Consider the following 25,634-nt stretch of genomic DNA (forward strand, 5'->3'; position numbering starts at 1 on the left):
TTTTCATATTTGCAACATGTGTTGCCCGACGTCATGCAAACTTCGGGCAAGCTTGCGCTATCACAAACAGTTTTGTCTCGTCTGCTCCACACTGCTTGAAAACAGCCCCACAGCCCCAAATTGTGTTGGTAACTAATCATTCAGGAGCAAAAAATGCGTCTCGATAAACTGACTACCAAATTGCAAGAAGCGTTAGCCGATGCCCAAAGTCTGGCGGTGGGCAACGATAATCAATACATAGAACCTGTGCATCTGCTATTAGCACTGATCAATCAGGATGATGGCGGTAGCCGCTCGCTGTTGCAGCGGGCAGGTGTGAATGTGAATGCACTGTTAAATGCCTTAAAAGGTGGTTTGGATCGCTTGCCTAAGGTGTCTGGCACCGATGGACAGGTACAAATTGGTCGTGAACTGACTGGTCTGCTTAACCTGGCGGATAAAGAATCGCAAAAACGTGGCGATGAGTTTTTGGCTAGTGAAATGGTTTTACTTGCTTTGACAGAAGATAAATCCGAAGCAGGTAAATTGTCCCGTGAAAACGGCCTTACCCGCAAATCCTTAGAGACTGCCATTGCCGCGGTACGTGGCGGTGGCAACGTCAATTCTCAAGATGCTGAGGGGCAGCGCGAAGCCTTAAAAAAATATACGTTAGATCTGACCGAACGTGCGCGCTTAGGTAAGCTTGACCCAGTTATTGGTCGTGATGATGAAATTCGCCGTGCAATTCAGGTTTTGCAACGTCGTAGCAAAAATAATCCGGTATTAATTGGTGAACCAGGCGTCGGTAAAACAGCGATTGTCGAAGGCTTGGCGCAGCGTATCGTCAATGGCGAGGTACCTGATAGCCTGAAATCCAAACGCGTATTATCGCTCGACATGGCGGCGCTGTTGGCGGGGGCCAAATACCGCGGTGAATTTGAAGAGCGCCTCAAGGCTGTACTCAAAGAAATCGCCTTGGATGAAGGTCAGACCATCGTCTTTATCGACGAGCTGCACACCATGGTCGGTGCGGGTAAAGCTGAAGGTGCAATGGATGCTGGCAATATGCTTAAGCCAGCTTTGGCACGTGGTGAATTGCATTGTGTTGGCGCAACAACGCTCGATGAATACCGTAAATACATAGAAAAAGATGCAGCTTTGGAACGTCGCTTCCAGAAAATCATCGTTGATGAGCCTAGCGTAGAGGCCACGATTGCTATCCTGCGCGGCTTGCAAGAGAAGTACGAAGTCCATCATGGCGTCGATATTACCGATCCGGCTATTGTTGCAGCGGCCGAGCTGTCACATCGTTACATTACTGATCGTTTTTTACCAGACAAAGCGATTGATTTGATTGATGAAGCGGCTGCCAAAATTAAGATCGAGATTGATTCCAAGCCTGAAGTCATGGATAAGCTTGATCGCCGCCTGATACAGCTGAAGATCGAACGTGAAGCGGTAAAGCGCGAAAAAGACGAGGCTTCGCACAAACGTCTCGGTTTGATCGAAGAAGAAATTGAAAAACTATCGCGCGAATACGCTGACTTGGAAGAAATCTGGAAATCAGAAAAAGCCATCGTTCAAGGTAGTACGCATATCAAGGAAGAGATAGAAAAAATCCGCCTGCAAATGGAAGATGCAAAGCGCAAGGGCGACTGGCAAACCATGTCGCAGCTGCAGTATGGCCGTTTGCCAGAATTGGAAGCGCAACTAAAGCAAGCTGACACACAGGCCGAAAAAAATGAGGCAGGTAGCGGTAAGTTGCGCCTATTACGTACTCAGGTTGGCGCTGAAGAAATTGCCGAAATCGTCTCTCGCGCCACCGGCATACCTGTGTCACGCATGATGCAAGGCGAGCGCGAAAAGCTGTTGCATATGGAAGATGCTTTGCACGAGCGTGTGGTGGGTCAGGAAGAGGCGATTGTTGCAGTCTCGGACGCTATTCGCCGTTCTCGCGCGGGTTTGGGCGATCCGGGGCGTCCTTATGGTTCGTTTTTGTTCCTTGGCCCTACGGGTGTTGGTAAAACCGAATTGTGTAAAGCGTTGGCTGGATTCATGTTTGATACTGAAGAATCTTTGATTCGTATCGATATGAGCGAGTTCATGGAAAAACACAGCGTCGCCCGCCTGATCGGCGCGCCACCTGGTTATGTTGGCTATGAAGAAGGTGGCTATCTGACCGAAGCCGTGCGTCGTAAGCCATACAGCGTAATTTTGCTCGATGAAGTTGAAAAAGCACACCACGACGTATTCAATGTTTTGTTGCAAGTCCTAGACGATGGACGCATGACTGATGGACAAGGACGTACCGTGGACTTTAAAAACACGGTCATTGTCATGACCTCGAATCTGGGATCACATCAAATTCAGGCAATGGAAGGCAGCGATCCTGCGGTAATTAAGATGGCGGTAATGGGGGAAGTGAAAGCGCATTTCAGGCCAGAATTTATCAACCGGATTGACGAGATTGTCGTGTTCCATGCTCTCGATGCCAAAAACATTGGTGCCATCGCCAAGATCCAGCTCAAAACACTGGAAAGTCGTTTGCAGCAAATGGATATGGGCTTGCAGGTCAGTGATGCAGCTTTGTTGAAGATTGCCGAAGCAGGATTCGACCCCGTCTACGGAGCACGTCCTTTGAAACGCGCAATCCAGCAAGAGATAGAGAATCCTTTATCGAAGCAAATCTTGCACGGCAAGTTCGGGCCAAAAGACGTGATTGCAATCAATGCGCATGAAGGCGAGCTGGTGTTTAGCAAAGCCTGATGCTTGGTTGGAATGGTGCTGAGCTGATCGAGCTTAAGCTTATGTCCTACCCTTCTCCCGCATGCGGGAGAAGGGTAGGATCGAGGGTAATTGAACAAGGTAAATATAGCGTGCTTGCAGGATTTCTGCGAAATTAGGTCTGCTTTTGATGAGCGGGTTGCAACCGCCATCAATGTCAACCCTCCTTTACTCGGCCTGTCGAAAAAATATCGTCGGTGACACTCCAAAGGTCTTTTTAAACATCGCAGAAAATGCCGATTGGCTAGAATAACCGAGCTCGGCGGCAACTTGCGATAAGGGCGTGCCATTTGCGATTAATGGATAAGCACGGGCGAGACGCATTTGCTGACGCCAGTCGCCAAAACTCATATGCAACTCTTGCTCAAATAATCTGGTGAGTGTTCGGGTAGAAGCTCCGGCTTTTTTTGCCAGAATTTCCAACGTGTCATTACTGGCGGGATGGGCAAGTAATATTTCACAGAGATGCTTCAAGCGCTTGTCTTTTGGCATTGGCAGATGAATTGGCAAAGGTTTAGCGGAGATTAACTCATCAAGAATGACCTGAGTTAAATGCTGTTCCCGCCGGGTATCAGGTTCGATAAATTCCAGGCTGAAAATCAATTCCCGCAGCAAGTTCGATACTTCTAATACCAGACAATGTTCTTTGTTGAGTGGCGAGTGTTCCGCGTGGATATGAATCGCCCGCAGATTAGATTCGGTTAATAGCCGGACTTCATGCACCATATCTGGCGGTATCCAGATCGCTCGCATGGGTGGTACAAACCATGCAGTTCCATCGGCGATGACTTGTAACGTGCCTTGCGGGGTGTAAGTGATTTGACCGCAGGGGTGGCTATGTGGTGCAAGGTCTTGCGAAATTTTTAAATTACGTGCGACGAGGCGTACCGGCCTTTCTGGCGTCGGTAAATTTGGTGCGGTGACAGGAAGATTATGGGTCAGTATCGGAGTTGCCATATTGGGAATTATGCCATCATCTCAAAACTGCGCGATTTTTTTTGTAGTTGTAAACTTGCTTTTGTTCGTTGGCACTCTACAAACTCTACAACAAGCACGCTAGAATAAGCTCACCAATTGAAAGGATGAAATGATGAGCTTTGCAACCTGTGATCTATGTGATGCCAATGAAGGTAAATTAGCGATTGGTGCGCTGTCAGTATTGCCACCAATTTTTCATGCATATGGTGCTGTAAGTCACTTTTCCGGCCCTGCTAGCACGCTCAAATTATTTGAAGATAATGGTATGGTGCGCACTGTGTTAGAGACCCCGGGGCAGGGGCGCGTTCTGGTCGTCGATGGTGGCGGCAGTTTGCGCTGCGCCTTATTGGGCGGCAATCTTGGGGTGTTGGCACAAAACAATGGATGGGCTGGTGTGATAGTCCATGGCTGTATTCGTGATGTGGCAGAAATCAACGCGTGTCAGATAGGCGTGCGTGCCTTGGGCGTGATGCCAGTACGTAGCGTTAAGCGTGGTGGCGGCGAACACGATGTACGCGTTTCAATTGCTGGCGTTGCCATTCACCCAGGCGATTGGATATATGCTGATCAGGATGGCATACTGATTTCTCAGCAAGCTTTGCAATAATACTTAGCGACGACGTAGTGCAGTAAATTCTTCTGGCTCCCATTCCCGCATCGCTAATAGCAGCGCAGTACCGCGCCGCTTCCTGATGGGGGCGGCTAAACTTTCTGTGTGCAATTCGGCAAATTTGCTCTTGAGCAGACGCAGTTCTGCGTCTAGCTTGCTTAATGCTGCGTCGGTCAGCATGCCGTGGATAAAATTCAGAGATTGATCGTCCTGATGAAATTTGGCTGCCAGAAAATCTGGCATGCCTTTGTGACGAAAATAGTGCTGTATCGGCCCCTCCGGTAGCCAGTCAAAATCCCTTGCCAGATTGAGACGTATGCGATTGCCGGGCAATAAACTTAGTAAGCCTAATTTATCCAGCTTCAGTAAATGCCGCACACATTCAGTCTCTGAAATGCGGTAAGCGCTAATAATGTCTGCATGTGTCCAATGATTAATGGCACACACCGCAACTAACAATAACGTCGTGTCCGCGACCAATTCTCTTTCTTGTGCTAACGCCAGTGTATGCAGGCGTTGGCCTTGGGCATCTGCCTCCTGCATGAGTTCCGCCAGGCTTAATCCTAGCATCTGACTGATTTGCGATAGTCTTTCTATGCTGATGGACGCGGCATTTTCCGCTTGCAGCAGTCGCTTGACACTCGCTTCAGACAAATCGAGTGCCACCGCGACATCGCGGTATGTTTTGCTCTGGAGTTTAAGCTGGTGCTTGATGGTTTTAAGAATTTGGCTAATTTCACTCATAGTCTGGTAGTAAAACGTAATACTTGTATGTCGTTGAGTTGCTACTTTTTTTGAGATGGTTTCATATTTCTATGCTTTTTGGCAAGCTGTGTGTATCAATTTTGAGATTGGATATAAAAATGCACAAACGTTTCGCCCACTTGCCCGCCTTATTGAGTTTGTTGATCGTGATTGGAATGGTATTGCATGGCCCCATCCCTCAACTTGCGCATTACCATGATTTTGCTGATCAATCAAAGTGGATGGGGATGCCACATGCTGCTGATGTATTGAGTAATGTCGGTTTTGTATTGGTTGCTGTAGTTGGGTTTTATTATATGGTGCGAAGCAGTCAACTCATGATTAAAGCCATCAGCTTTCCTGCGTATTGCGTGTTCATTATGAGCTTGTTGCTGACTCCGGTGGGTTCCTGCTTTTATCACCTGGCTCCTGATGATGCGCGTTTGTTTTGGGATCGCTTGCCTATTGCCTTGGCATGCGCAAGTCTTATGTGTGCAGTGCACGCCGAGAATGTTCCTGGTATGGCTAAACTGCGTTCATGCGTAGAGCTATGCCTGGCTTTGGCTTTTGCTGTGTTTTCTGTGTTCTGGTGGAAATGGACATCGGATTTACGTCCTTATTTGTTGTTGCAAGGATTGAGTCTGATCTTGATACCAGTGTGGCAAATGACTTGGCGCGCTCCGAAAGCCGATCGTATCGCTTTTAGTTTGGCGATGATATTGTACGTTTTAGCAAAAATTGCTGAGTTATCAGACGGCGCGATATTGAACTTGACTCACATCGTGAGCGGACACAGTATTAAGCATCTGCTGGCAGCCGCTGCTGCTACGGTGATTGTGTTGCGTCTGTTGCAGAGAGATAGAAAGCTTTGAAATTGGGTAGTGCGTAAGGCGGCTGAAACTCAGGCTGCAATGATGTAAAAGCATGCGTTGCGGGTTGTACCTGCCCTACAGGTTGCAGTATTTCTGAATGCTGGATTGAGGTATTTGTCGGTTTTCAACAAAATTACTCATATTAAACAAGGAAAATGGTATGCCATCAAAAATTCAAGCTCCAACCGGTGCCTTTGTCGCCGCATCTTGGGTTTCTATGCTTTGCGGCGCTGCTGCTTTTGTCATCGGGTTATGGAATTCGACGATGCAGCTTAATGAGCGCGGCTATTACTTTACGGTACTGTTGTTTGGTTTGTATGCGGCTATTTCCCTGCAAAAATCGGTGCGGGACAAATCCGAAGGTATTAACGTGACAGGCATCTATTTTGGCGTATCCTGGTTTGCGTTAATCGCGGCAATCATGTTGCTGGCGATTGGATTGTGGAATGCAAGCTTGCAATACAGTGAAAAAGGTTTCTATGCGATGTCATTTATTTTGGCGTTATTCGGCGCCGTAACGGTACAAAAAAACATTCGGGATATGGCGGTTTTTCATGTTGATGCAGAAGTGACGCATCATCAGGAAGAGTAAATTGGTTCGAATGCATAGAAAATTGTGGTTCAAATTATTTGATGCTAATTGTCAGCTTTGGCAAAATTGATACGTCCAATCCCAATTCCTGTTTGGGCTTGTTGTGCCATATCCTGCATAATCGTGGGATGCGAAATATTAATCAAAATTTGAATCAAATGATTTACTTCAAGGTGCAGGTATGTGGATAGATACGCATTGTCACCTTGATGCCTCTGAATTTAACGGTGGTTCGCTTGCGGTTGCAGAGGCGGCGAGGCAAGTTAGTGTTGATGGTATTGTGATACCTGCTGTGCACAAAAATAATTTTGAGCATGTGGCGCAGTTGGCGCAGCAAGCAAGTAATTGTTTTTATGCTTTAGGTATCCATCCCATGTATGTGCCGACTTCGGATGAGCAGGATTTAGTTTTTTTGCGTGACCGCGTCGCCGGGTTGATGGCACAAGCAAATGACAATCATCGCTTTGTCGCCATTGGAGAAATTGGTCTCGACTTTTTTGTTCCTGCGCTAATGCAAAGTCCTTTGCGTGAGAAGCAAGAGTTTTTCTACGTTGAGCAATTAAAAATTGCGCGTGATTTTGGATTGCCGGTCTTACTTCACGTGAGACGTTCGCAAGACATTATTTTAAAACATTTGCGTCGTATTCAAGTTGTTGGCGGTATTGCCCATGCTTTTAACGGTAGTGTGCAGCAGGCCAATCATTTTGTTGATTTGGGATTTAAATTAGGCTTTGGCGGGGCAATGACTTACACCCGTGCCTTGCAAATCCGCCGTCTGGCAACCGATTTGCCTCTGGACGTTATTGTTTTGGAAACCGATGCGCCAGATATTCCGCCGAGCTGGAATTCACACGGCGTCAATAGTCCCGTGGAATTGCCGCAAATAGGTAGTGTACTGGCTGAATTGCGTGGCATGAGTTTGCTTCACATTGCCGAGGCTACCAGCGCTAATGCAAAAAATGTTTTGCCTCGCATGAGCAGGTAAAAATGCGATGCGGGTGACATGTCTTTTTTTTGTTATGGGTGTCGCCTGTTTGCAGCAACAAGCTACTTTGCTTTCTTTAACGCAGGTTGGCTATCTGATAGCGCTTGCTTCATTGACCTTTCTTGCTGTTCGCCGTTTTATTGATAAAACGGAAAATCCGAATTTCTGGCGTACGCTCAACCGCGGTCTATTCGCTCTGGTTGTAGGTTTTGTCTGGGCAAGTTGTTTTGCACACTTCTATTTGCGCACATCGTTACCGTCAGTATATGAAAATCAGGATATGACGATTATCGGCACGATAAATAGCCTTCCTTTGCAAATGGCAGAGGGGCAGCGATTTAATTTTGCTGTTGAGCAGATTCTCGATAGCAGACTGACGGCTGACGATCAAGCTCACTTTCCGGAAAAATTATCTTTATCGTGGTATTTGAAAAGACAAGCCACTGATGATCCCGAAAATCCCGGCGTTCGACCTGGCGAGCGCTGGCGCTTTAAGCTGCGACTAAAGCGCCCGCATGGGGCTGCTAACCCTGATGGTTTTGATTATGAAGTCTGGCTTCTGGAGCAGGGTATACGTGCTACCGGAACGATTCGTGATGACGCAGTTGGTGGTGCTGTTAATCAGCGTTTGGATGAATTTGTGTGGGGTATCGGTAATCTCGTTGAGCGCGGCCGCGCAATATTGCGTGATCGTATTCATGCAGCCTTGCCAGGGTATCCGTATGCCGGTGTGATTGTGGCATTGGTGATCGGAGATCAACGCGAAATCCCGCAGTCTGACTGGACAGTGTTTAATCGGGTTGGTATCGGTCATCTGATTAGTATCTCAGGTTTGCATATCACGATGGTGGCAGGTATGTTTTCAGGGTTGCTGGCTTTTTTGTGGCGACGTTCTTTTTATCTGAACTTGTCTTTACCTTTGTACGTCCCTGTGCAGAAAATTGCTGCATTAGCTGGAGCAATGATGGCGGTGTTGTATGTAGCGTTGGCGGGTTTTGGTGTGCCAGCGCAACGTACGATGTATATGTTACTCGTGGTCGCAGTGGCGATCTGGAGCGGGCGTATAACGAGCTTTTCTTCAGTGCTTTGTCTGGCTTTGTCCCTGGTGACTTTGCTTGATCCCTGGGCGGTATTGTCGCCGGGTTTCTGGTTGTCGTTTGGCGCAGTTGGCGTGATTATTTTTGCGGCAGGAGGTCAGCTGCAACCTGATACTGATGGGCGTTGGCAGAAAATCGTTCGCGATGTGCGTTTAGCTAGTCGTACCCAATATGCGGTGACGATAGGTCTGGTGCCGCTGACGATGTTGTTATTCGGGCAGATATCTTTGGTGGGGCCGGTTGCCAATGCGGTGGCGATACCTTTGGTAAGTTTTTTTGTTACGCCACTGGCGTTATTGGGCAGTGTTTTACCGATGCCGCTTTCAGGTCATGTGTTAAAACTTGCACATGGTTTGATTCAGCTTTTGGTTTGGTTTTTAGATTATTTAAGTGCATCACCAATGGCTGTGTGGAGTGCCGCCTTGCCTTCATTTTCGATTTTCTTGCTGGCGTTGGTGGGGATGTTGTGGATGTTGTTGCCCAGAGGGTGGCCTATGCGATGGCTCGGAGGGGTATGTTGCTTGCCTCTGGTATTTCAACCGCCGCTGGCAATTGCAAATAAAGATTTGCGGGTGACGGCATTAGATGTGGGGCAGGGTATGGCGTTGCTACTGGAAACTGCGCATCATCGTTTGCTGTACGATACCGGCCCCTCTTACTCTGTTGATTCAGATAGTGGGAGTCGTGTCATTCTGCCGTACTTGAAAGCACGTGGGATTAATGCGCTCGACATGTTGATGATTTCGCACAATGATAGCGATCATTCAGGTGGTGCGCTCAGCATCCTAAGGCAATTGCCTGTGAGTCTGACAAGTAGCTCTTTAGCTTTGGATAGTCCAATTGTGGCGCAATCAGCGCAACATAGGCGATGTCAGGCGGGGCAGGAGTGGGATTGGGATGGCGTGCATTTTGAAATTTTACAACCCGTGCCAGTCAGTTATGAGAGCATCAAATGGAAACCCAACGCCCGCAGCTGCACTCTGAAAGTCACAACCGATCATCATTCCATGTTATTGCCTGGTGATATTGAGGCGATTCAGGAAGATGAGTTGATCAATAGTATTCCCGATAAATTAAAGGCAGATGTATTATTGGCACCACACCATGGAAGTGGTACCTCGTCGACGCCAGCATTTTTGCATGCAGTAAGTCCTTCACTGGGAATTTTTCAGGTTGGTTACCTGAGTCGCTATCATCACCCCAAAGCAGAAGTGTATTCTCGCTACGCTGATTTTGGAATAAATCGTCTAAGAACCGATGAATCGGGTGCAATCACATTACAATTCAGCGCATCATTGCAGTTTTCTCAATTCAGACAGGAACATGCGCGCTATTGGTATGGTCAATAATGCGGTAAATCATTATGAGCGAGCAATCCGGTAAGCCTATTCTTCACTTTGCGCACGGCAATAGTTTCCCTTCAGGGGCGTATCGTGTATTTCTGGATCAATTGCGTTCCTACTATGATGTACGCGTTACCGAGATGTTCGGGCATAATCCTGCCTATCCGGTGACTGATGGTTGGCGTTATCTGGTGCAAGAGCTTATCGACACGCTGGATGCTAATTATCAGCAACCCGTTATTTTGCTAGGGCATTCGCTTGGCGGCATGTTGTCATTGATGGCGGCCAGGGCGCGGCCAGATTTGGTGCGTGGTGTGGTGGTGATTGATTCTCCGGTGGTTGCCGGTTGGCGCGCAATGCTACTGAGATTTTCGAAAATGTTTGGTTGGGCGCAGAAATATGGGCCCGCGCGTTTTTCAGAAAAACGCAAATATGTCTGGAAAGACAAAGAGGCGGCCTATCAACATTTTGCCGCTAAAGAGGCGTTTGCAATCTGGCCACCTGAAGTCTTGTGGGACTATATTAATGCTGGGACAGTGCCTGTTGCTGAAGGGGTGACGCTGCGCTTTACGCGCGAGGTTGAAACCGCAATTTATCTCACCCTGCCGCATGGTATGGGGCGCTTGATAAGGCGCCCGCCTGCAGTGCCGATTGGGTTTGTCGGTGGTACGGAGTCGATAGAGTGTGCCCAGGCAGGCGATTTTTACACCAAGAAATTGATGGCTGAAAATTACGTCCTGATACCAGGGGGGCATTTAATACCAATGGAAACGCCAGTACAAACAGCAGAGGCGGTTTTGAAGATGCTGGCGAAATTAAAATTGAACTGATCTTACGCGAATCGAATATGAAATTTTCTCAAAAAGTTTTGGCATCTTTGGTGGCGTTAGCCTGCATTACGGTGTCTGGCATTGCTGCTGCGAACGACAATGCATCTGCAAACTTTAGTGCTCCTTCCTGGCAGCAAGCAAAAACCGTGATGGATCAAGGCAAGGCGATCTGGATGCTGGAATTGGAAAATGATAGTTTTCTTTTAAACAGAGATGATAAGTTTTATACCGCTGGCGATCATTTGCAGAAGACTTATGTTGTGCAGTCGGATTTGCATTCGGTTGAATATGGATGGCGTATCGCGCAAGACTTATATACGCCATCTGATGTTAAGTTATTGCCGTCGCAGTTGGCGTCAAATGATCACCCCTATGCGGGTTGGTTGTATGGTGGCATATTTAATAATAACGTCGACGTGACCGGTAAAAGCTGGCGCTGGGGTGTGGATATAGGTTGTTTTGGTCAGTGTGCTGGTGGTGCCCGGACGCAGGCGCAATTGCATCGATTGATTACTCAGCCTCTGCCGCAAGGTTGGAGTACTCAGTATCACAATGAACTTGGCGTCGTTTTGTCAGGTGAAATGTCGCCAGGTCGTTTGCTTCCATTTGCTGGCGTTGATATCACACCTAAGGTGCATGCTCGTTTCGGAAATATTTTCACTGATCTGGGCGCAGAAGTTGCGATTCGGTTTGGCCGTTTGAATGCTTTACCCTACCAGCCGGCGAGTTATGGATTTTTACGTGGCGACATGAAAGCGGTTGCTTACAACGCGACGATAGAAGGTGCCTATTTTAGTAAAGACATACCTAAGGTGCATGCAAAAACTGCTGGTGGCGAGATTGAATTGGGTTATGTGTGGCAGGCTGGCAAGTATGGTGCTACTGCCTCGATTTTCCGTCGTGCGAATGAAATAAAAGAAATGTCGAACGCTGTTGGTGCACAAAATGTTGTTAGATTGCAATTTTTGTACGCGATGTAAATATTCGTGAATTGCATATTTTTTAGCTGCATGAGCGGGAAAGCGTGAACTCTGTTCCAGAGTGATGTATAATTCGAATTTCCCGCTTGTGCCGTCTGGCACCTTCTGCAATGACTAAGTTCGTATTCGTTACGGGGGGCGTAGTCTCCTCATTGGGCAAAGGCATCGCTGCCGCCTCTCTCGCCGCCATTTTAGAATCGCGCGGTCTCAAAGTTACTATGCTTAAACTGGATCCGTATATCAACGTTGATCCGGGTACCATGAGTCCATTCCAACATGGTGAAGTTTTCGTGACCGATGACGGCGCAGAAACTGATCTGGATCTGGGTCATTATGAGCGCTTCATCACTGCCAAGATGAAGAAGGTGAATAACTTTACAACAGGCCAGATTTATGAATCCGTGATCCGCAAGGAGCGTCGCGGTGAGTATCTGGGTAAAACTGTTCAGGTTATTCCTCATATCACCAACGAAATTCAAGAGTTCATCCATCGCGGCGCAGCGGGTGCTGACGTTGCACTGGTTGAAATCGGCGGTACCGTCGGCGATATCGAATCCCTGCCATTCCTGGAAGCTGCACGTCAATTAAGTCTGCGTGCTGGCCGTAATGCAGCTGCATTCGTGCATCTGACACTGGTTCCTTATGTTGCTGCTGCTGGTGAATTGAAAACGAAGCCTACGCAACATAGCGTGCAAAAATTACGTGAAATCGGTATTTTCCCTGACGCACTGCTGTGCCGCGCTGATCGTCCGATTCCTGACGATGAACGTGCAAAGATTTCTCTGTTTGCGAACGTCCCAGAAGAGGGTGTTATTTCAGTATGGGACGCAGATACGATCTACAAGATTCCCCAAATGTTGCATGATCAGGGCTTGGATAAGATTGTTTGTGAAAAATTACAGTTGTCTCCAAAGCCAGCTGATTTGACGATGTGGGATAAATTGATTTATGCCCTCGAAAATCCAAAAGAACAAGTTACCATCGGTATGGTTGGTAAGTATGTTGACTTGACTGAATCGTATAAATCGTTGACTGAAGCTTTGCGCCATGCGGGTATTCACACGGAAAGCCGCGTCAATATTGAGTACGTTGATTCTGAAGAAATCGAAGCCCACGGTACTAAAGCATTGGAAAAATACGATGCGATTCTGGTTCCTGGTGGCTTTGGTAAGCGTGGCGTCGAAGGTAAAATTCTGGCCGCTCGCTATGCCCGTGAAAACAAAATCCCTTACCTAGGTATTTGCCTCGGTATGCAAGTTGCACTCATCGAATACGCACGCCACATGGCTGGCCTGACCATGGCGAACTCTACCGAGTTTGATCCGGAGACAGAGCAACCAGTCGTTGCGCTGATCAATGAATGGAAAAATCACGACGGTAAAGTTGAACAACGTGATGAAAATTCTGATCTCGGTGGCACTATGCGTCTGGGTGCGCAAACTTGCGCCATCAAACCAGGCACGTTGGCTGCAGAAATTTACGGCAATGTAGTGACTGAACGTCATCGTCATCGCTATGAGGCGAACAACCATTACCTGACGCGTGTTGAAGCGGCTGGTCTGGTGGTTTCTTCTCGTACAGCGACCGAAGATTTGTGCGAAATCATGGAATTGCCGCGTGAAGTGCATCCGTTCTATATCGGTGTTCAGTATCATCCGGAATTCAAATCAACACCACGTGATGGTCACCCATTGTTCATCGCTTTTGCTAAAGCAGCACTTGCCCATAAAAAGGCACAAGGATAAATAACATGAAGTTATGTGGATTTGATGTTGGTCTTGATCAGCCTTTCTTTTTGATTGCTGGTCCATGTGTAATCGAGTCGCGTCAAATGGCGCTTGATACAGCGGGCTATCTGAAAGAGATCACGCAAGAACTGGGCATACCATTTATTTACAAGTCTTCTTTTGATAAAGCCAATCGTTCCTCAGGTAATTCTTTCCGTGGTTTGGGTATGGAAAAAGGCCTGGAGATTCTGGCAGATGTCAAAAAGCAGATTGGTGTCCCGGTGCTGACCGACATCCATTCCATCGAAGAAATCACACCGGTCGCCGCCGTGGTCGATGTGTTGCAAACGCCAGCATTTTTGTCACGCCAGACAGATTTTATTGAAGCGTGTGGTCGCTCTGGCAAACCAGTTAATATTAAGAAGGGGCAGTTCCTTGCTCCGCACGATATGATCAACGTGATTGCGAAGGCGCGCGCTGCTGCAAAAGCGGCTGGCCTCAATGAAGATAACTTCATGGCTTGCGAGCGCGGCGTATCGTTTGGCTACAATAATCTGGTGTCGGACATGCGCTCGTTGGCGATCATGCGCGAAACCAATTGTCCGGTCGTATTTGACGCGACGCATTCGGTGCAATTGCCAGGCGGGCAGGGCTCATCTTCTGGTGGTGAGCGCCAGTTTGTGCCGGTGCTGGCACGCGCGGCGGTGGCGGTAGGTGTTTCCGGATTGTTTATGGAGACACATCCTAATCCTGCTGAAGCTTTGTGTGATGGTCCAAACGCAGTGCCTTTGAATCGTATGAAAGAATTGTTATCCACCCTTGTTGATCTTGACAGGGTGGTGAAAAAAACGAGTTTCCTGGAAACCAGTTTTTAATTGAAATATGCAAACCTCCTATTGCTGCATAAGTAATAGGAGGTTTTTTTGGCACTTGAGTTTAAGTAATTTTGGTGGCTGTAACGTATCTTTTTTTATAATTAGAAGAACGTTTCATGTGCGCCACTACATCAGATTTTTTACTTTGTTCGCTATATTGATCGTTTAGGAGAATTGAATGAGTGCCATCGTTGATATTATCGGCCGTGAAATTATTGATTCACGCGGTAACCCAACTGTTGAATGTGATGTGTTGCTTGAGTCTGGCGTGATGGGGCGCGCTGCGGTTCCTTCTGGTGCCTCTACTGGCTCCCGCGAAGCGATTGAATTACGTGACGGTGATAAATCACGTTACCTCGGTAAAGGCGTATTAAAAGCCTGCGAAAACATCAATACCGAAATCGCGGAAGCGATCATGGGTTTGGATGCAAATGAACAAGCATTCCTCGATCGTACTCTGATCGACCTCGACGGTACCGAAAACAAAGGCCGCCTTGGTGCAAACGCGATGTTGGCAGTGTCGATGGCGGTGGCGAAAGCCGCAGCAGAAGAAGCTGGCTTGCCGCTGTACCGTTACTTCGGTGGTTCCGGCGCGATGCAATTGCCAGTGCCTATGATGAACGTCATCAACGGTGGTGCTCACGCGGATAATAATCTGGATATTCAAGAATTTATGATTATCCCAGTTGGCGCGCCAACATTCCGTGAAGCAGTTCGCTACGGTGCAGAAGTTTTCCACGCACTGAAAAAAATCCTGCAAGAAAAAGGTTTGACGACAGCGGTTGGTGACGAAGGTGGTTTTGCTCCTTCCGTTGATAACCACGAATCTGCGATCAAAATGATCATTCAAGCGATTGAAGCAGCGGGCTATGAGCCAGGTACGCAAATCGCTCTGGGTCTGGATTGCGCAGCGAGCGAATTCTACAAAGACGGCAAATACCACCTCGAAGGCGAAGGCTTGACTTTGTCTGCGACGGATTTCACTAACCTGTTGGCGACTTGGGTCGACAAATATCCTATTATCTCCATTGAAGATGCAATGGCTGAAGGTGACTGGGAAGGTTGGGCAATTCTGACAGAAAAACTGGGCAAAAAAGTACAGTTGGTCGGCGATGATTTGTTTGTGACCAACACTAAAATCCTGAAAGAGGGTATCCAGAAGGGTATCGCTAACTCGATTTTGATCAAAATTAACCAAATCGGTACTTTGACTGAAACGTTTGCAGCGATTGAAATGGCAAAACGTGCAGGCTACACCGCTGTTATTTCTCATCGCTCTGGCGAGACAGAAGATAGCACCATTGCTGATATTGCTGTTGGTATGAATGCTTTGCAAATCAAAACTGGTTCTATGTCCCGTTCTGATCGTATGGCAAAATACAACCAATTATTGCGTATTGAAGAAGATCTGGGTGAAATCGCGAGCTACCCAGGCCGTGATGCATTCTATAATCTGAAATAATTCATCGTTTTCAGATGAGAAAGGGGGAACGATGTTCCCCTTTTTATTGTTCTTTAATTCAATTTTAAACGCGAGTATTTGTGCGACTGATTGCTGTATGTTTTATTCTTTTGCTGGCACTGATTCAGTACCCTTTATGGTTGGGGAAGGGGGGATGGCTGCGCGTCTGGGAATTTCAGCGCCAAGTAGACCAGGCAAAAGCAAATAACAATAAACTCAAAGAGCGCAATGGTAAACTCGAATCAGAGGTCGCTGATCTGAAAACTGGTACCGACTCCGTTGAGGAGCGCGCCCGCTTTGAGTTAGGTATGATCAAAAAAGACGAAGTTTTTGTTCAGATTCTGGATTCAAATGCAATCATGCCGGCATCTGTTCCGGCAGAAACCACGCAGCAACCACCTCCGAAAGCTGCGGCTAAAAAACCAATCTCAAAGCACTAATACACTGCTGTACAATTTTCCTTCTTCAGTGCAGTTGAACAGTGTAGATGTTTCTTCCAGATAAATCGCTTTTATAGTCGCTGTAGTTCTGGCGCCCAACAAATTGTAATTGCTTCTTTTGCGCTACCCACGTCATTGGCGTTGCATCATAGGGGCTTCTAAACTGGCTATCAGTCGTTGCTACAAAATTCTGTATTGCGTCAACGGTCACGCCTTTGCGGCGTATTTCAGCTTGCAAGCCAACCAGACGGATATAGCCGTCAAGATCGGCGATTTGTTCCATGTATCTAAAATAGCTTTCTGGATGCGCAATCTGAGCTTCGTAAAGGCCTTTGCCTACTGGGTTGTACAAAAAATGAACGAAAGTCGAAAAAGTTTGTTTGTTGGTGTCTTTTGTACGCAGTTTTATTTCATTTTCAGCTTGCTTGAAACCTGATGGCGGAAGATGTGCGGCCTGTATTATCGGTTCAAGATAATTTGCCATCAAATTCATAGTGATATTTGGTTGATAGAACGCTTTAATAAGTAATGCAGAAAATTTTTCTGAAACGGTTTCCGGAGCGCCTGTCACATACCCGGTTGTCAGATTTTTTAAGACAAATTGGGCTTCTTTTTTAAATGAAGAAGCCATTGAAAGTTCCGCTTCGCTCATAGGGCGCAGCATGCCACTCATTTCATTACCATTGCTTTTGAGTACGCGTGGATAGACTTCAATAATTTCACTGATCGCCCTGATTTGCTTTCGAAGTATGGCGCTGACGACGTGTTTGGAAGTGAGTGTCGATGACTGTTGCATCAAGCGGCGTAAGAATTGATCGTTTTTCTTTAACGCATCGATACCTTCTTGTGTTTTTCCATCTGCAATATTAAAAACAGCTTTCGTAATGACCACGTCTGAAGCATTCAGCAACGCTAAGTATTGCGGTAAAGGTGTTGTCACTGAAAAAATTGGCGGCTCCTCAAAATTTGGGAGTTGTTGAATCATTTCATAGCGTTTTAACAGAAGTAAACTCTGTGAGATCATTGTTTCTACTTTATTTCTGTTTAAAATATCTGCCTCAATACAGGTGCTGGTGACATCTCTGCAGCGATCGTTTTGTCGGGTAAAAAGAGTCGTTGTTTTATAACTTGTGCTTTTTGTGTAGTCAGGTCGCAATGGGTCTGCCTTGCTGAGGGTTATATATTTTTCCGTTACTTCCTGCCCTGTTTTTAAGACATCCAGACTTTCATCGGCATCCATTGCAATCAATACAAAGTAGCCATTGGTTTTCGGATCAACAGCATTGGTCGTACCGTCAAGCATGGCTTTTGCCTTTGAATCAAGTGGTTCATCTTTTAGATTGATCAGAATCCCGACAACGATAATAGAGATTGCTAGCGCAGTTACACCACCAATAAAGGTTAGCGTCCAACGCAAAATTTTTCTGATCGGTGAAACCATATTTGAACGTTGATTCAAGGAAATTTCCATGCCTGCTTCCATATTGTTACGTCAGTCTGTTAAGTGATGTATCTGAGGTAAAACATCCCTCATCTCTCGTGCGCATCGGCGATTAAAGATGAGAGGAAATTGTTTATGACAATAAATTAAATTTAAATAAATTGCAATTATTGTATTGTTTTATTGCAACTGTGGTGTGTAACGGACGTGACCCGTGTCGTAAGATTGCTTGACGTTAAATTACGACTTTTATTTAAGTTGTGTTGCTTTTGTTTTTTGAGGTGAAGAGCCATCCTAAAGTTTTTTAGATTTGTCTTTAAAATTACTTTACCTTTAAATAGTTTAGGTTTAAAGTATATTTCACTTGATTGCGTAAGTCCTGAATTCTTCGCCGAAAATGAAGTGATAGGAGGTGACATGGCTATAAATGCACAAACGGTGTCCGCTCATGTGGATACGTTTGCCTACGATAACTTGCCGCCGCGTGAACAGTGGCCAGAGTTGAGTTTTTCTTTGCCCGAGCTGGCATATCCCGAGCGGATTAATTTTGTTGCAGAGATTTTAGATAAAGCCTGCGCACAGGGTTTTGCCGATAAGGTCGCGATACGCACCTACACAGAAGCCTGGACTTACGCGCAATTACAAGAAAAAGTAAATCGCATTGCTCATGTTCTGGTGCAAGATTTAGGGATGGTCGCCGGAAATCGCGTCTTATTGCGCGGTGCGAATCACCCCATGATGGCAGCCTGTTTTTTTGCAGTGATTAAAGCGGGTGGTATCGCTGTACTGACGATGCCCTTGCTACGTGCCAAAGAGTTGGGTGTGATCGTTGAAAAAGCAGAAATCACACATGCACTTTGTTCTTATTCCTTACATGAAGATTTAGAAAAGACCCGCCAGGAGCAACCCCGCTTACAGCACGTGATGTACTTTTGCGGTGGTGACGATTCGCTTGAAACTCGCATGCAATCGAAGTCTGTTGAATTTGCGGCTGTGGATACTGCGGCGGAAGATGTGTGTCTGATCGGCTTTACCTCTGGTACAACAGGTAAACCCAAAGGAACCATGCATTTTCATCGCGATGTATTAGCGATTTGCGATTGCTTTCCACGTTCTACACTCAAATCTGCCGTCAACGATATTTTTATAGGCACACCACCATTGGCGTTTACCTTTGGGCTTGGGGGCTTACTGCTGTTCCCATTGCGGGTAGGTGCAACCGCAGTCTTGCTCGAAAAATTAACGCCAGAATTATTACTCAAAGCCATTGCCGATTTTAAAGCAACGATTTGTTTTACTGCACCTACCTTTTATCGTCAGATGACGGGATTAGTGTCGCAACATGATCTGACCAGCCTGCGTAAAACCGTCTCTGCGGGAGAAGCATTACCAATTTCCACACGTGAAGCGTGGCGTCAGGCGACCGGATTGATCATGATTGATGGCATCGGTGCGACCGAAATGTTGCACATTTTTATTTCCGCTGCTGATGAACAAGTGCGTCCGGGCGCAACTGGTCAACCGATTCCTGGCTATCAGGCCTGCATACTGGATGAGGATGGAAATCAAGTATCGGCGGGTGTGGTTGGGCGCCTGGCGGTGAAGGGGCCCACCGGGTGCCGTTATCTGGCGGATGAGCGTCAAACGAAATACGTATTGAATGGTTGGAATCTCACTGGCGATGCGTATCAGATGGATGCCGATGGCTATTTTTGGTATTGCGCCCGCACTGACGACATGATTATTTCAGCTGGTTATAACATCGCTGGCCCGGAGGTGGAAGAAGCGATTTTATTGCATCCAGCGGTTGCTGAGTGTGCGGTCGTCGGTATTGCTGACGAAGAGCGAGGTCAGATCGTCAAGGCGTTTATCGTTGCCCGGCCTGATGTGGTAGTGGACGATATGTTAGCTAAAGATATTCAAGACTTTGTGAAGCAATCTATAGCGCCTTACAAATATCCACGAGCGATCGAATTTAAAACAGCATTGCCGCGAACTGAGACTGGCAAATTACAGCGTTTTAAATTGCGCGTTGCACAGTGACATGATTTGACGATGATCCCGATGAAGATCATCGAAACTCAATTTTGGGAAACGAGATGAATATTCTTTGCATAGGCGGTGGACCAGCCGGATTGTATTTTGCTTTACTGATGAAGAAGCAATATCCAGCGCATCAGATCACAGTCGTAGAACGCAATCGCCCATACGATACGTTTGGTTGGGGCGTCGTTTTTTCTGATCAAACTTTAGGTAATCTCGTCAAGGCGGATGAAGATACTGCACGTTCGATTTTGCAGGCGTTTAATCATTGGGATGATATTGACACCCATTTTAAAGGGCAGGTCGTTACTTCTGGCGGACACGGCTTTTGTGGGATAGGCAGAAAGCGCTTGCTGAATATTTTACAGGCGCGTTGCGAAGCGCTTGGCGTTAAGCTGGTATTTGAAACTGATGTATCCGATGATCAGGCTTTGGCAGCCCAATATGATGCCGATATCGTGATCGCTTCGGATGGTCTCAATAGCCGCATCAGAACGCGCTATGAGGCGAGTTATCAGCCAGATATTGATACACGCAAATGCCGCTTTGTCTGGTTAGGCACCAAAAAATTATTCTCCGCTTTTACCTTTGCGTTTGAAGAAACCGAACACGGTTGGTTTCAGGCGCATGCGTATCAGTATGACGGTGATACTGCGACCTTTATTGTCGAGACGCCAGAAGAAGTCTGGCTCAAGGCGGGCATAGACAAAATGTCGCAAGAAGAAGCGATTGCTTTTTGCGAGCGTCTGTTTGCCAAATATCTGGATGGTAATGCCTTGATGGCGAATGCTGCACATTTACGTGGTTCTGCGAACTGGATTAAATTTCCACGCATTATTTGCAAAAATTGGGTGCATTGGAACACAGTCAATCAAAAACAAGTACCAGTTATTTTGATGGGTGACGCCGCACATACAGCACATTTTTCGATAGGCTCTGGTACCAAGTTGGCGTTAGAAGACGCGATTGAGTTAAGCAATAGCTTTTCGCAATATGGTGAGCAAGGCATGCAGGCGGTGCTCGATCATTATCAGCAATTGCGCTCGATCGAAGTGTTGAAGATTCAAAGCTCGGCACGTAATTCGATGGAATGGTTTGAAAACGTTTCACGCTACACTGCGCTTGACGCACCGCAATTTGCGTATTCTATGTTGACCCGCAGCCAGCGTTTGTCACATGAAAATCTGCGAGTCCGCGACGCCAGCTATGTCCGTAGTTTTGAGCACTGGATTGCCGAACAAGCGTATGCCAAAGCAGGTGTTCCTATGCCTGCCAGTGCACAAGCAATTCCTCCGATGTTGACGCCTTACAAATTACGCGATGTGGTGTTGAAAAATCGCATTGTAGTGTCACCCATGGCGCAATATTCGGCGGTGGATGGTGTGGCGGGGGACTATCATTTAGTGCACCTTGGTAGTCGCGCAATGGGTGGGGCGGGTCTGGTGTTTGCCGAAATGACTTGCGTCTCTGCGGATGCACGTATTAGCCCAGGATGCCCTGGTTTATATGCGCCGGAACATACGGTGGCGTGGAAGCGCATTGTCGATTTTGTGCATGCGAATACCGATGCCAAGATCGCAGTGCAATTGGGGCATGCCGGTGCGAAAGGTTCCACCCGCGTCGCTTGGGAGGGTATTGATCAGCCGCTGACTAATGATAATTGGCCTTTGATTTCTGCTTCTGAGCAGCGTTATCTGCCTGGTGTTTCGCAATTGGCACGCGTTGCGTCGTTGGCTGATTTGGATAAAATATCACATGATTTTGTGCAGGCAACACAAGCCGCAGAGCAGGCTGGATTTGATTGGCTGGAGTTGCACTGTGCGCATGGCTATTTGTTGTCTAGCTTTATTTCTCCGTTGACGAATCAACGTGAAGATGAATATGGCGGGTCGTTAGAAAACCGTTGCCGTTTTCCTTTGCAAGTGTTTGCCGCTATGCGCGCTGTGTGGCCGCAAGAAAAGCCTATCTCAGTGCGTATCTCCGCGCATGATTGGGTGGAGGGCGGTATCACACCAGACGATGCGGTGCAAATTGCCCGTTTATTCAAAGCGGCGGGTGCTGATTTAATTGACTGTTCCTCTGGTCAAGTGAGTAAAGCTGAAAAGCCCGTGTTTGGACGCATGTTCCAGACGCCGTTTGCTGACCGTATCCGTAACGAAGTGCAGATTCCTACGATGGCCGTTGGCGCTATTTTTGAAGCCGATCATGCCAATAGCATTATCGCTGCTGGTCGTGCTGACTTGTGCGCGATCGCGCGACCACATCTGGCTGATCCGGCATGGACTTTACATGAAGCCGCCAAACTCGGCGTGACCGACATCGCATGGCCGAAGCAATACGTGGCCGGTAAATTCCAGTTGGAACGTAATCTCGAACGTGAACGCCAGATTGCAGCAGCGAGCGCCGGTCTGACGCCGCAGCAAATCGCGGCAAAGTTACTTGAAGGCTGAGCTTGATGATGACCGAAAAAAATCTGAACAATAAGCACGCGCTGATTACTGGTGGAGGTAAAGGCATAGGCTATGCAATTGCTGATGCTTTGCTGGCGCAGGGGCTAAACGTAACGATTGCCGGACGCAATGAGGAAGTCCTCAAGGCTGCAATGAAAAGTCTTAGCAGTGCACATGGCGAACCCGGGATCGCTTACATCGTACTTGATGTTTCTGATTCAAAAGCCGTTGAAATCAACTTTGCACTCGCAGCACAGCAGCTGGGGCCTATCGATATTCTGGTCAATAACGCTGGTCAGGCAAGTTCTGCGCCATTTTTAAAAACCGATACTGCACATTGGCAGCAGATGCTGAATGTGAATTTGATGGGTACGGTCCATTGCACCAAACAGGTACTGCCTGTCATGTTGGAAGCTGGCTGGGGCCGTATTATCAATGTCGCCAGTACGGCAGGTTTGACTGGATATCCGTATGTCAGTGCTTATTGTGCGGCCAAACATGGTGTGATCGGACTGACCCGCGCACTGGCTTTGGAGTTGGCAACCACGGGTGTCACAGTTAACGCGGTGTGCCCTGGTTATACAGAAACAGATATTGTCAAAGAGGCGGTCAGCAATATTATGTCGAAAACCGGTAGAACCGAAGAGCAGGCGCGTGCGGCGTTGGCTTCCGGCAATCCGCAGCAGCGACTAGTGCAGCCTTCTGAGGTAGCTAATACAGTCGCCTGGCTGTGCCAGACTCAGGCAAGTGCCATCACAGGTCAGTCTATTGCCGTTGCTGGTGGCGAGGTAATGTAATGGATACCGAATTGAATAAGGGGGAGCTGGAAGTCAATTCCGATCTGGAAACCCGATTGACTGGCGATCACCATGATTCTTTACGCCTTTGGTTACGCATGCTGTCTTGTACGGTGATGGTAGAAGCAGAGATTCGTTCGCGTCTTCGCAACGAGTTTGGCATTACTTTGCCGCGTTTTGATCTGATGGCACAACTTGAACGTTACCCGGACGGATTGCGTATGGGTGAATTGTCTAAGCGCATGATGGTCACCGGCGGCAATATTACTGGCATTACCGATCAGCTTGAGCAAGAAAACCTGGTGGTGCGGGTGCTTGATCCTAAAGATCGGCGTGCCTACAGTGTCAAGCTTACAGCCAGCGGGCGTGAGGCTTTTCAACGCATGGCAGCGGTGCATGAAAGCTGGATTGCTGAATTATTTTCCGGCATGCCCGGCAAGCAGAAAACCCATTTGTCCGAATTATTATCGCAAGTAAAAAATCACTTGAATGTCTCAATAAGCAAGTTTGAAAATAAGTCTGAACAGGAATAAACCATGAAATACCTCCCGGGACAAACGCATCAATTGCCAGGTGGCCGCCTGCATCTGGCGACCTATGAAGCGCAGCATTTTTATTTTGAAGTGGCAGATACGGTTGCCACGATTATTCTAAATCGCCCAGAACGTAAAAATCCATTGACCTTTGAATCCTACGCTGAACTGAGGGATCTGTTTCGTGCACTTGCGTATGCCGATGATGTCAAAGCGATTGTCATTTCTGGTGCCGGAGAAAACTTTTGCTCGGGTGGTGACGTGCATGAAATTATCGGTCCGCTGACCCAATTAGACATGCCAGGTTTGCTTAGCTTTACGCGAATGACGGGTGATCTGGTGAAGGCGATGCGCGCTTGTCCGCAACCAATTATTGCGGCAATCGATGGTGTTTGCGCGGGTGCAGGTGCGATCCTGGCTTTGTCTTCGGATGTTCGCTTTGGTACGGCACGCAGCAAAACCGCGTTTTTATTTACGCGCGTTGGTCTGGCTGGCTGTGATATGGGGGCGTGCTCGATTTTGCCACGCTTAATTGGTCAGGGACGGGCGTCTGATTTGCTGTATTCCGGACGTTCAATGTCTGGTGAAGAGGGTGAGCGTTGGGGCTTCTTTAATCGCCTGAGCTCACCAGATGATGTGTTATCTGATGCTCGCCAATACGCAAAAAATCTCGCAGAAGGACCAACATTTGCACATGCAATGACAAAAAAAATGTTGCAGCAAGAATGGAATATGGGCGTCGACGAAGCCATCGAGGCAGAAGCGCAAGCACAGGCAATTTGTATGATGACCAATGATTTTCATCGTGCTTATCATGCGTTTGTGGCTAAGCAAAAACCAGTATTCGAAGGAGATTAAGCATGACGCATGTATTATCAAAATCCGATCGTAGTTATCTGGATTGGCCATTTTTTGATCAGCGTCATCGCGATTTGCAACTACAGCTCGATGCCTGGGCTGCGCAACATATTTCAGACGGCCATGGGCATGATGTAGATCAGGCATGTATAGACCTGGTCAAGCAATTGGGCGAGGGTGGTTGGCTTACACATGCGATTGGTGGTAAGACTTACGGTGCGGCGACGGATGTGATTGATACCCGGGCGTTGTGCCTGTTGCGTGAAACCTTGGCGCGCCATTCTGGTCTGGCAGACTTTGCGTTTGCGATGCAGGGCCTGGGTTCTGGTGCGATCAGTTTGTTCGGTGCCGAAGAACAAAAGCAAACTTATTTAAGTGCCGTAGCGCGTGGTGAAAAAATCGCTGCCTTCGCTTTGTCAGAGCCAGAAGCTGGCTCTGACGTAGCAGCAATGCAATGCGCCGCGACACCAGATGGTAATGATTATATTTTAAATGGCGAAAAAACCTGGATCTCTAACGGTGGCATTGCTGATATGTATGTGGTGTTTGCCCGCACAGGTGAGGCACCGGGAGCACGTGGTATTTCGGCTTTTATTGTCGATGCTGGTTCGCCCGGTTTTGAAATTGCCGAACGCATCGACGTGATTGCACCACATCCGCTGGCACGTCTGAAATTTACGCAATGCCGTATTCCGGCCTCCCAACGTATAGGTGAAGCGGGGCAGGGCTTTAAAGTGGCGATGGCGACCTTAGATGTTTTCCGCACTTCAGTTGCTGCCGCTGCGCTGGGATTTGCGCGTCGTGCAATGGACGAGGCTTTACATCGCGCGACAAGTCGCAAGATGTTTAATCAGACTTTAGCTGATTTCCAATTGACACAAGCAAAGTTCGCGCAAATGGCAACGGCCATTGATAGCTCGGCTTTGTTAATTTATCGCGCCGCCTGGCAACGCGATCAGGGGAAAAAAGTCACCAAAGAAGCGGCAATGGCTAAGCTAACGGCGACCGAAAGTGCGCAACAAGTGATCGATGCTGCCTTACAAATGTTTGGCGGTCTTGGCGTCGTATGCGAAGTGCCTGTGGAGCGCCTGTATCGCGAGATTCGTGCATTGCGCATTTATGAGGGGGCGAGTGAAGTCCAGCAATTGATTATTGGAAGAGAATTACTCAAAGAATTTGCTGCGACTACATCAGGAGAAGAAAAATGACGCAAA

General features: G+C 47.5%; 21 protein-coding genes. 18 read left to right on the forward strand and 3 right to left on the reverse strand.

The window, feature by feature from the left end:
• Nucleotides 1–153 precede the first annotated feature (153 nt).
• Nucleotides 154–2,745 (forward strand): ATP-dependent chaperone ClpB, encoded by a 2,592-nt coding sequence (clpB, locus tag H8K32_RS05645; protein WP_186911512.1) that lies wholly within the window; start codon nucleotides 154–156, stop codon nucleotides 2,743–2,745.
• Between the two features lie 186 nt (nucleotides 2,746–2,931).
• On the opposite strand, the gene H8K32_RS05650 is transcribed toward clpB, so the two are convergent.
• On the reverse strand, nucleotides 2,932–3,720 hold the full coding sequence (locus H8K32_RS05650) for an AraC family transcriptional regulator (RefSeq protein WP_186911513.1): 789 nt from the start codon (nucleotides 3,718–3,720) through the stop codon (nucleotides 2,932–2,934).
• 133 nt (nucleotides 3,721–3,853) lie between these two features.
• Here H8K32_RS05650 and rraA point away from each other — a divergent pair, with 133 nt between their 5' ends.
• Nucleotides 3,854–4,348: a ribonuclease E activity regulator RraA gene (gene rraA, locus H8K32_RS05655; RefSeq protein ID WP_186911514.1), complete on the forward strand. Its 495-nt coding sequence runs from the start codon at nucleotides 3,854–3,856 to the stop codon at nucleotides 4,346–4,348.
• A 3-nt stretch (nucleotides 4,349–4,351) separates the two neighbouring features.
• Here rraA and H8K32_RS05660 read toward each other — a convergent pair whose 3' ends face one another.
• On the reverse strand, nucleotides 4,352–5,095 hold the full coding sequence (locus tag H8K32_RS05660) for a helix-turn-helix domain-containing protein (RefSeq protein ID WP_186911515.1): 744 nt from the start codon (nucleotides 5,093–5,095) through the stop codon (nucleotides 4,352–4,354).
• A gap of 119 nt (nucleotides 5,096–5,214) precedes the next feature.
• On the opposite strand from H8K32_RS05660, the gene H8K32_RS05665 reads away from it, so the two are divergent.
• The 10 genes from H8K32_RS05665 (at nucleotide 5,215) to ftsB (ending at nucleotide 16,298) form a co-directional block, all read left to right on the forward strand.
• A complete protein-coding gene (locus tag H8K32_RS05665; protein WP_186911516.1) occupies nucleotides 5,215–5,967 on the forward strand; it encodes a hypothetical protein in 753 nt (250 codons plus the stop codon).
• Between the two features lie 160 nt (nucleotides 5,968–6,127).
• Nucleotides 6,128–6,559, forward strand: coding sequence for an inner membrane protein YiaA (yiaA, locus tag H8K32_RS05670; protein WP_186911517.1), 432 nt, complete (start codon nucleotides 6,128–6,130; stop codon nucleotides 6,557–6,559).
• 181 nt (nucleotides 6,560–6,740) lie between these two features.
• Nucleotides 6,741–7,544: a TatD family hydrolase gene (locus H8K32_RS05675; protein ID WP_186911518.1), complete on the forward strand. Its 804-nt coding sequence runs from the start codon at nucleotides 6,741–6,743 to the stop codon at nucleotides 7,542–7,544.
• A 7-nt stretch (nucleotides 7,545–7,551) separates the two neighbouring features.
• Nucleotides 7,552–9,990, forward strand: coding sequence for a DNA internalization-related competence protein ComEC/Rec2 (locus H8K32_RS05680; RefSeq protein ID WP_186911519.1), 2,439 nt, complete (start codon nucleotides 7,552–7,554; stop codon nucleotides 9,988–9,990).
• A gap of 14 nt (nucleotides 9,991–10,004) precedes the next feature.
• Nucleotides 10,005–10,814 (forward strand): alpha/beta fold hydrolase, encoded by an 810-nt coding sequence (locus H8K32_RS05685; protein WP_186911520.1) that lies wholly within the window; start codon nucleotides 10,005–10,007, stop codon nucleotides 10,812–10,814.
• Nucleotides 10,815–10,831: 17 nt separating this feature from the next.
• Entirely contained in the window at nucleotides 10,832–11,794 is a 963-nt protein-coding gene (locus H8K32_RS05690; RefSeq protein WP_186911521.1) for a lipid A deacylase LpxR family protein, read from the forward strand.
• Between the two features lie 110 nt (nucleotides 11,795–11,904).
• Nucleotides 11,905–13,539, forward strand: coding sequence for a CTP synthase (locus H8K32_RS05695; protein ID WP_186911522.1), 1,635 nt, complete (start codon nucleotides 11,905–11,907; stop codon nucleotides 13,537–13,539).
• A 5-nt stretch (nucleotides 13,540–13,544) separates the two neighbouring features.
• Nucleotides 13,545–14,396 carry a 3-deoxy-8-phosphooctulonate synthase gene (kdsA, locus tag H8K32_RS05700; protein ID WP_186911523.1) on the forward strand — a complete coding sequence of 284 codons (852 nt, stop codon included), beginning with the start codon at nucleotides 13,545–13,547 and terminating at the stop codon, nucleotides 14,394–14,396.
• Between the two features lie 178 nt (nucleotides 14,397–14,574).
• Nucleotides 14,575–15,858 carry a phosphopyruvate hydratase gene (gene eno, locus H8K32_RS05705; RefSeq protein ID WP_186911524.1) on the forward strand — a complete coding sequence of 428 codons (1,284 nt, stop codon included), beginning with the start codon at nucleotides 14,575–14,577 and terminating at the stop codon, nucleotides 15,856–15,858.
• A gap of 80 nt (nucleotides 15,859–15,938) precedes the next feature.
• A complete protein-coding gene (ftsB, locus tag H8K32_RS05710) occupies nucleotides 15,939–16,298 on the forward strand; it encodes a cell division protein FtsB (protein WP_186911525.1) in 360 nt (119 codons plus the stop codon).
• A 25-nt stretch (nucleotides 16,299–16,323) separates the two neighbouring features.
• On the opposite strand, the gene H8K32_RS05715 is transcribed toward ftsB, so the two are convergent.
• Entirely contained in the window at nucleotides 16,324–17,769 is a 1,446-nt protein-coding gene (locus H8K32_RS05715; RefSeq protein WP_186911526.1) for a hypothetical protein, read from the reverse strand.
• 387 nt (nucleotides 17,770–18,156) lie between these two features.
• On the opposite strand from H8K32_RS05715, the gene H8K32_RS05720 reads away from it, so the two are divergent.
• Genes H8K32_RS05720 through H8K32_RS05745 form a run of 6 tightly spaced genes read left to right on the forward strand, consistent with a single transcriptional unit; the run spans nucleotide 18,157 to nucleotide 25,628 of the window.
• The gene (locus H8K32_RS05720) at nucleotides 18,157–19,782 is read left to right on the forward strand and encodes a benzoate-CoA ligase family protein (protein ID WP_186911527.1); all 1,626 of its coding nucleotides are present in this window, start codon (nucleotides 18,157–18,159) and stop codon (nucleotides 19,780–19,782) included.
• 56 nt (nucleotides 19,783–19,838) lie between these two features.
• Nucleotides 19,839–22,232 carry a bifunctional salicylyl-CoA 5-hydroxylase/oxidoreductase gene (locus H8K32_RS05725; RefSeq protein WP_186911528.1) on the forward strand — a complete coding sequence of 798 codons (2,394 nt, stop codon included), beginning with the start codon at nucleotides 19,839–19,841 and terminating at the stop codon, nucleotides 22,230–22,232.
• A 5-nt stretch (nucleotides 22,233–22,237) separates the two neighbouring features.
• Entirely contained in the window at nucleotides 22,238–23,029 is a 792-nt protein-coding gene (locus H8K32_RS05730; RefSeq protein ID WP_186911529.1) for an SDR family NAD(P)-dependent oxidoreductase, read from the forward strand.
• Complete coding sequence (locus H8K32_RS05735; protein WP_186911530.1) at nucleotides 23,029–23,562, forward strand: MarR family winged helix-turn-helix transcriptional regulator; 534 nt, start codon at nucleotides 23,029–23,031, stop codon at nucleotides 23,560–23,562. The genes H8K32_RS05730 and H8K32_RS05735 overlap by 1 nt, the downstream gene beginning before the upstream one ends.
• Nucleotides 23,563–23,565: 3 nt before the next feature.
• Nucleotides 23,566–24,420, forward strand: a complete 855-nt coding sequence (locus H8K32_RS05740) for an enoyl-CoA hydratase family protein (RefSeq protein WP_186911531.1) — start codon at nucleotides 23,566–23,568, stop codon at nucleotides 24,418–24,420.
• A gap of 2 nt (nucleotides 24,421–24,422) precedes the next feature.
• A complete protein-coding gene (locus H8K32_RS05745) occupies nucleotides 24,423–25,628 on the forward strand; it encodes an acyl-CoA dehydrogenase family protein (protein WP_186911532.1) in 1,206 nt (401 codons plus the stop codon).
• Nucleotides 25,629–25,634 lie beyond the last annotated feature (6 nt).

This window comes from Cognatundibacterium jejuense (assembly GCF_014284255.1).
GTDB lineage: Bacteria > Pseudomonadota > Gammaproteobacteria > Burkholderiales > Burkholderiaceae_D > Undibacterium > Undibacterium jejuense.

Coding starts and splice junctions, on each gene's coding strand:
- H8K32_RS05740 (WP_186911531.1), top strand. CDS start 23,566: ATGAAATACCTCCCGGGACAAACGCATCAATTGCCAGGTGGCCGCCTG.
- H8K32_RS05680 (WP_186911519.1), top strand. CDS start 7,552: ATGCGGGTGACATGTCTTTTTTTTGTTATGGGTGTCGCCTGTTTGCAG.
- H8K32_RS05715 (WP_186911526.1), bottom strand. CDS start 17,769: ATGGAAATTTCCTTGAATCAACGTTCAAATATGGTTTCACCGATCAGA.
- H8K32_RS05735 (WP_186911530.1), top strand. CDS start 23,029: ATGGATACCGAATTGAATAAGGGGGAGCTGGAAGTCAATTCCGATCTG.
- rraA (WP_186911514.1), top strand. CDS start 3,854: ATGAGCTTTGCAACCTGTGATCTATGTGATGCCAATGAAGGTAAATTA.
- H8K32_RS05695 (WP_186911522.1), top strand. CDS start 11,905: ATGACTAAGTTCGTATTCGTTACGGGGGGCGTAGTCTCCTCATTGGGC.
- eno (WP_186911524.1), top strand. CDS start 14,575: ATGAGTGCCATCGTTGATATTATCGGCCGTGAAATTATTGATTCACGC.
- H8K32_RS05665 (WP_186911516.1), top strand. CDS start 5,215: ATGCACAAACGTTTCGCCCACTTGCCCGCCTTATTGAGTTTGTTGATC.
- clpB (WP_186911512.1), top strand. CDS start 154: ATGCGTCTCGATAAACTGACTACCAAATTGCAAGAAGCGTTAGCCGAT.
- H8K32_RS05660 (WP_186911515.1), bottom strand. CDS start 5,095: ATGAGTGAAATTAGCCAAATTCTTAAAACCATCAAGCACCAGCTTAAA.
- yiaA (WP_186911517.1), top strand. CDS start 6,128: ATGCCATCAAAAATTCAAGCTCCAACCGGTGCCTTTGTCGCCGCATCT.
- kdsA (WP_186911523.1), top strand. CDS start 13,545: ATGAAGTTATGTGGATTTGATGTTGGTCTTGATCAGCCTTTCTTTTTG.
- H8K32_RS05745 (WP_186911532.1), top strand. CDS start 24,423: ATGACGCATGTATTATCAAAATCCGATCGTAGTTATCTGGATTGGCCA.
- H8K32_RS05730 (WP_186911529.1), top strand. CDS start 22,238: ATGATGACCGAAAAAAATCTGAACAATAAGCACGCGCTGATTACTGGT.
- H8K32_RS05675 (WP_186911518.1), top strand. CDS start 6,741: ATGTGGATAGATACGCATTGTCACCTTGATGCCTCTGAATTTAACGGT.
- H8K32_RS05720 (WP_186911527.1), top strand. CDS start 18,157: ATGGCTATAAATGCACAAACGGTGTCCGCTCATGTGGATACGTTTGCC.
- H8K32_RS05685 (WP_186911520.1), top strand. CDS start 10,005: ATGAGCGAGCAATCCGGTAAGCCTATTCTTCACTTTGCGCACGGCAAT.
- H8K32_RS05650 (WP_186911513.1), bottom strand. CDS start 3,720: ATGGCAACTCCGATACTGACCCATAATCTTCCTGTCACCGCACCAAAT.
- H8K32_RS05725 (WP_186911528.1), top strand. CDS start 19,839: ATGAATATTCTTTGCATAGGCGGTGGACCAGCCGGATTGTATTTTGCT.
- H8K32_RS05690 (WP_186911521.1), top strand. CDS start 10,832: ATGAAATTTTCTCAAAAAGTTTTGGCATCTTTGGTGGCGTTAGCCTGC.